We start from the raw sequence: 5,128 nt of genomic DNA, 5'->3' as shown, positions 1-5,128 counted from the left end.
CTCACTCAGCCCTTGAGCACAAAACTCCCAAGGAGGCATATTGGGCTGGCAGGAACTTGAAATTGGCGGCATGAAAACAAACCCGGATACACCTTAAATTAGCCGCTGGCCTGTCCGGAAAACTGGGACCACTTCAATGTACCTGTTAGCGACTATTGCCAGGAGCGCAGGATCAGCGACGCGAAGTACTACAACTGGCGATCCAATTTTCGGTGATCAGAGCAGCTTAAAACGTCATTGATTTAGCAATTTCCTTTTTTAAATTTGAAATCAATAATTTCTTCGATGACGTGTTTTGAATAATTGGATAGTCTAAATCTACTCTACAAAGCGCATTTACCACATCATCGACATCTTCGACAATATAAATACCCGGAATATTTCGTATTTGCTCAACTGTTGCTAATTGGTGATCATTTCTATGTTCACCGTAAAATTTTTGGCGAGCCATCGCGACAAGAGGCTTTTGACACTTAATACAGCTTAAGACTGTCCCAATACCTGCATGGCCGATTATTACTCTTGCCGCTTTAAATGTCTCCTCGAACTCCGATGCTGGTAAGAAGCGCATGCATTTAAAGTTCGCAGGCATTTTTTTAGTATTCCCGACTTGCCCAAATATGGTTTCGGAAACGAGAGGAGCGGCAAAGTCTACTGCATTAACTAACCGATCAAATGGCAGTTGCGTTCCAATAGTCAAAAAAATCAAAATACGCTTCCCCAATATTCGATATGCGTTCCATTGGCCAAATGCTTCCATTGCGTCAAAGTTTTATGCGAAAACTTTGACGCAAGCCTACCGCTAAGCGAAAGCCGCTCGGAGTTTGCAATGCTATCGATCCATATAGTTTTCGCACCCATCAACCGACCGCATAATAAGCAAAGTAGACCCGGTGCCGCACCGGTTGAAATGACCATATCCGGTCGGACCTTAAACACCAATGTGAAAGCTTCAAAAAGTCCTCGAAACATCTTTAGCGGAGTATCTTGACTATAGTCAAGTAATTCTACTGGGTCATTAATCCCGCTGACCCTTGCTTGATGTACATCTGTGGTAGCGACGATCAGATCATTCTGTTCAAACGCCTCCTTAACCTCAAGCAGTTGTCGGAGATGCCCCCCTCCGGAAGCTGCCGCTAAGATCGTTATTCTTCTGAATTCTTGCGCTTTGCTTGTATCATCAATATCCGTCAATATATAATCTCCATTTGAAATATCAGATATTGAAATGAGTAAATAAGAAAATTATGTGTTGATTCTATTTTTTCGCAATCTGTAGTAAAGTTTGACTGTATGTTTGACATTCTGCGCAATCGAATATTTTGCTTTGAACCGTGCCAGCCCGCGTTGTCCCATTTTTTCACGTAAATCCGAATCTTCAAGAAGTGACCGGATTGCATCTGCTAGTCCATCAACATCCGATGGTTCAACGACCCGTCCCGTAAAGCCATCCTTCACAAGCCCAGGTATGTCGCCAATCTTCGTGGAAATTACCGGCAACCCAAATGACATAGCCTCCAAAATAGCCACAGGTTGATTCTCTGCTCGAGATGGTAGGATAAATATATCGGCATTGAGTAAACGCTGATTGACCTGCTCTTCACTCTGCAATCCAGTAAAAATGATTCGGTTACTCTCGATACCTGCTGCGGTAGCCATTCGTCGATATTTTTCGAGGTTGCCCCCGCCACAGATGACCACCTTCCATTCTAAATCGAGCAAATTGGCCAAGGCATCAATGAGGACATCGACACCCTTTCGATACCCTACGGCTCCAAGAAAAATAAGCGAAGGCGGGGCTCCAGCCCTAGTGGCTAGCAATCCTTGGTCTGGGACGCCGTTATCAATTTTAACGACGATGTCGTGCGGAGCGCCGATTTTTTCTAACATAAACTTTTGCCAATACTGACCCAAGACTATTATTGCGTCCGCTGAACGAAAGAATTTTTTGATAATATTCTGCACATAGGGAAATTGACGTTCAAAAAAAACATCATACCCGGAACCGTGCAAATGTAATACGATTTTAAGTCCGAATAATCGGGCTACATGGAAGAATAAAATCTTCCTGAATGTCGAACCTCTAGGTGCGACATGAATATGCGCAACATCATAACGGCCAAACGCTAGGTTTAGGATAAATTGAAGAACGCAGAGCGGTGTAGAAATATGATTCCAAGGGGCCGTTTGGAATAGCCGCGTGGGTTGAATAGTTAAGTCAACATTAGGGAATTGCTCACCAAGCATCCGCGAGAAATAAATCAATAATTTTGAGATCCCACCATCCACCACATGAGGATCCCCGGGGACAATGGCCAAAACTTTAATTTTCTCATGAATTGGATCCATCGAAGCTCTTACCCCTTTATGCTCAAAGACATTATCTAAATATTTTTTCACATCTATAGACCAAATAACCAAAATTGATAGAAGTTATTGTCATACCTAAAGGCAACGTTTATAAATAACTCTAATAAACGCCAAGCCTGATACGTTATGTTATGGCTGTATATTTATTGCGTCAATTTCGACGTTTCGCTTTTTACCAGCTGGGACTATCAATTGCGATTGAGACACTGGCTACATTGAACGAAAAGCTCAATTATCACGGCCACGCTAATCATCCATATATCCACTCGCGCCTGCAACAAAATAAAACTGGATTTCTTGAACCGCCCGACTTGAGGAGGCGGTTTGATTGTTACTGCACGATAGGCCTGCGGTCGATTCGGTCGATGGTGCCGCCGTTGGAGTACAGTAGAATTGACTTGCCCCGGGATTTTTCCTCCTCTGTCGATTAGAGTCCGCCCCAATTTGGAGTGCTACCTAACATGCCTCCAGGACGGGCTGGGGTTTTCCGACTACATAAGTATCGGGCGGGTACATTGACGTTAAGGTACCTTTCTCCTAGCTCTTTACTGAATTAACCGATGGCTCAATCGGAACGAACTTCCACTATTTGTTTAGTGGCCGTGCTACTGCCATCGCCTGCTCTAAAGAGGTTGCGGCGCGGCAGAATTTCAATTAACCTTATTTTACCTTTGAAATTCAATATGCTTACCGATTAACCAATTGGTAGGATTTTATGCAATCCGGCATCAGGATCGGATGAAGTGGTTGTGTTTTAGATTTCGTGTTTTCAATTCGGGTGGCTTTTCATGACCCACGATGCGTACCCAGTAGATGAATTTTCACAGAGCTTTCGCCGCAGCAAACACGGCACGGTCGCAACAAAACCGAGCCGAGGCCTGAAGCGCACGATCGACCTGATCGGTGCGGGGACAGGCGTGGTTCTTCTGTCGCCCCTGCTCCTGAGCCTGGCCGTCGCGATCAAGGCGACAAGCAAGGGACCTGTGCTCTTTCGCCAGAAACGTCACGGCCTGAATGGCGAGACCTTTGTCGCTTACAAGTTTCGCTCCATGTACACGGACCGTTGCGATGCATCCGGAGTGCAGCAGACGACCCGGGACGATCCCCGGATCACGCCAGTTGGCCAGTTCCTCCGTCGAAGCAATTTCGACGAACTGCCGCAGCTCTTCAACGTCCTGAAAGGCGAAATGTCACTGGTTGGTCCGCGCCCACATGTTCCGGGAATGCTCGCCAACGGCGTCACCTATGAAGAGTTCGATCCGCGCTACCAGTCCCGGCACCGTGTTAAGCCCGGAATCACCGGCCTCGCCCAGGTCAACGGGTTCCGCGGGGAAACGAGGAATGCCCACGCAGCTCGGATGCGCCTGAATTATGATCTGGCCTATATCGAGCAGCAGTCGACCATACTTGACGTAAAGATCATCTTTGGGACGATCGTGCGCGAGTTCTTCCGCGGCAACGGGTACTAAGAGGTCGGTTCGGCGCACCGACGCTGCTCAGACCATCGCGAACTCCGTCTTGGTTCGGCGTTGTCCATCGTGGCATTGCGGCTTCCGATGCTGCTCTCAAGTGCCTTACTGAACAGTGGCGTATCCCCACTCATGTGAATTCGGTTTGCGGGCGGCATCTTGAGGTCCCCTTCCCTCCTTCACCCGCTGATCAGTTCCCGTTGCAGACCTGCGCACTTCTGAGAAGCCTCAAAGCCGACCTTACGAGATCCTCTCGATCACCGCGGCAACCAATGCCTACCCGAAAATTGGTCGCATCCGGTACTTAAATCAGCCTTGACTTCAGACCACCACATGAGCCACCAATAGGTCCACCGGACGTTTTGAGCATTCGCAACATCAAGCGAAATCAATAACTTACATGGAACAGTCTGGGGATCCAGGTTCCCCAGCCAACCTTCTTTCCAGTTACTGATATATAAAGAGAAATCGGCTTCATAAAGCTGCGTTCTCAGTCGCTTCGACCAAGTGATGTGTTGTAGCGCGCAAGTTCGGATGGCACAGCGCGCAACTTCACTTGGCATCCGATTGATTGCAGGTTGACGCTTAGTTTGGCGTATGGAGCTTTTGGCTGAATGACTGCAATGCACGCCAGAAGCGGTCATTGAAGAGATGTCAGGTTTCGGCCCATTGCGGATATTTAAGACCTATTCGTTAAATGGTTGCTTAGCGCCCATATAGAGCACCTTCGAAATCCCCAAGGCCCTCCTAATCACACTGCAGATATATTGAAACCCGCTAGGCAATGTCCGAACAGGTTGACCCAGCCCCCTGAATTCCGGCCATTGAGGTGTTAGTGATCTATCCAACGGAAAGGATGGACCATGAAACGCAGATTCAGCGATGAGCAGATTATCGGAATTATCAAGGAATACGAGGCCGGGATGAAGGCTTAGGACCTTTGCCGGAAATACGGCATCAGCGACGCGACGTTCTACAAATACAAGGCCAAATTTGGCGGCATGAATGTGTCCGATGCGAAGAAGCTGCGATCTCTTGAGGACGAGAATGCACGGCTGAAGCGAATGTTGGCGGAGGCGATGCTCGACAATGCCGCACTCAAAGATCTTGCGACAAAAAACTACTGACGCCTGACGTGAAGCGCCGTGCCGTGCGGGATGAACCGCCCCGGGTTTGCCGGAGGCCATTTGGGTTAAGTTATGCGGCCACGGCCGCTTGACCCAGCATTGCGTAATATTGTTCCTCCGCTTCAGCCGGAGGGATGTTTCCTATCGGTTCCAGAAGACGCC

At 47.9% G+C, this 5,128-nt stretch carries 4 protein-coding genes and 1 pseudogene; 2 read left to right on the top strand and 3 right to left on the bottom strand.

Annotated elements, in window-relative coordinates; translation table 11 throughout:
- Window positions 1–226: 226 nt before the first annotated feature.
- Genes ACN5NT_RS23875 through ACN5NT_RS23865 form a run of 3 tightly spaced genes read right to left on the bottom strand, consistent with a single transcriptional unit; the run spans window position 227 to window position 2,400 of the window.
- Complete coding sequence (locus ACN5NT_RS23875; protein WP_419177143.1) at window positions 227–709, bottom strand: glycosyltransferase; 483 nt, start codon at window positions 707–709, stop codon at window positions 227–229.
- Window positions 706–1,194 carry a glucuronosyltransferase gene (locus ACN5NT_RS23870; protein WP_419177142.1) on the bottom strand — a complete coding sequence of 163 codons (489 nt, stop codon included), beginning with the start codon at window positions 1,192–1,194 and terminating at the stop codon, window positions 706–708. The genes ACN5NT_RS23875 and ACN5NT_RS23870 overlap by 4 nt, the downstream gene beginning before the upstream one ends.
- Before the next feature lie 51 nt (window positions 1,195–1,245).
- Window positions 1,246–2,400 carry a glycosyltransferase family 4 protein gene (locus tag ACN5NT_RS23865; RefSeq protein WP_419177141.1) on the bottom strand — a complete coding sequence of 385 codons (1,155 nt, stop codon included), beginning with the start codon at window positions 2,398–2,400 and terminating at the stop codon, window positions 1,246–1,248.
- Between the two features lie 758 nt (window positions 2,401–3,158).
- On the opposite strand from ACN5NT_RS23865, the gene ACN5NT_RS23860 reads away from it, so the two are divergent.
- Window positions 3,159–3,839 (top strand): sugar transferase, encoded by a 681-nt coding sequence (locus tag ACN5NT_RS23860; protein WP_419177140.1) that lies wholly within the window; start codon window positions 3,159–3,161, stop codon window positions 3,837–3,839.
- A gap of 863 nt (window positions 3,840–4,702) precedes the next feature.
- A pseudogene (locus tag ACN5NT_RS23855) lies at window positions 4,703–4,992 on the top strand (transposase); the annotation flags it as partial.
- Window positions 4,993–5,128 lie beyond the last annotated feature (136 nt).

The sequence above is a fragment of the Desulfosediminicola sp. genome (genome assembly GCF_048381775.1).
GTDB classification, from domain to species: Bacteria; Desulfobacterota; Desulfobulbia; order Desulfobulbales; family Desulfocapsaceae; genus Desulfopila; species Desulfopila ganghwensis.
The sequence above is the reverse complement of the archived record's forward strand: the minus strand, read 5'-3'. Positions and strand labels throughout refer to the sequence as shown.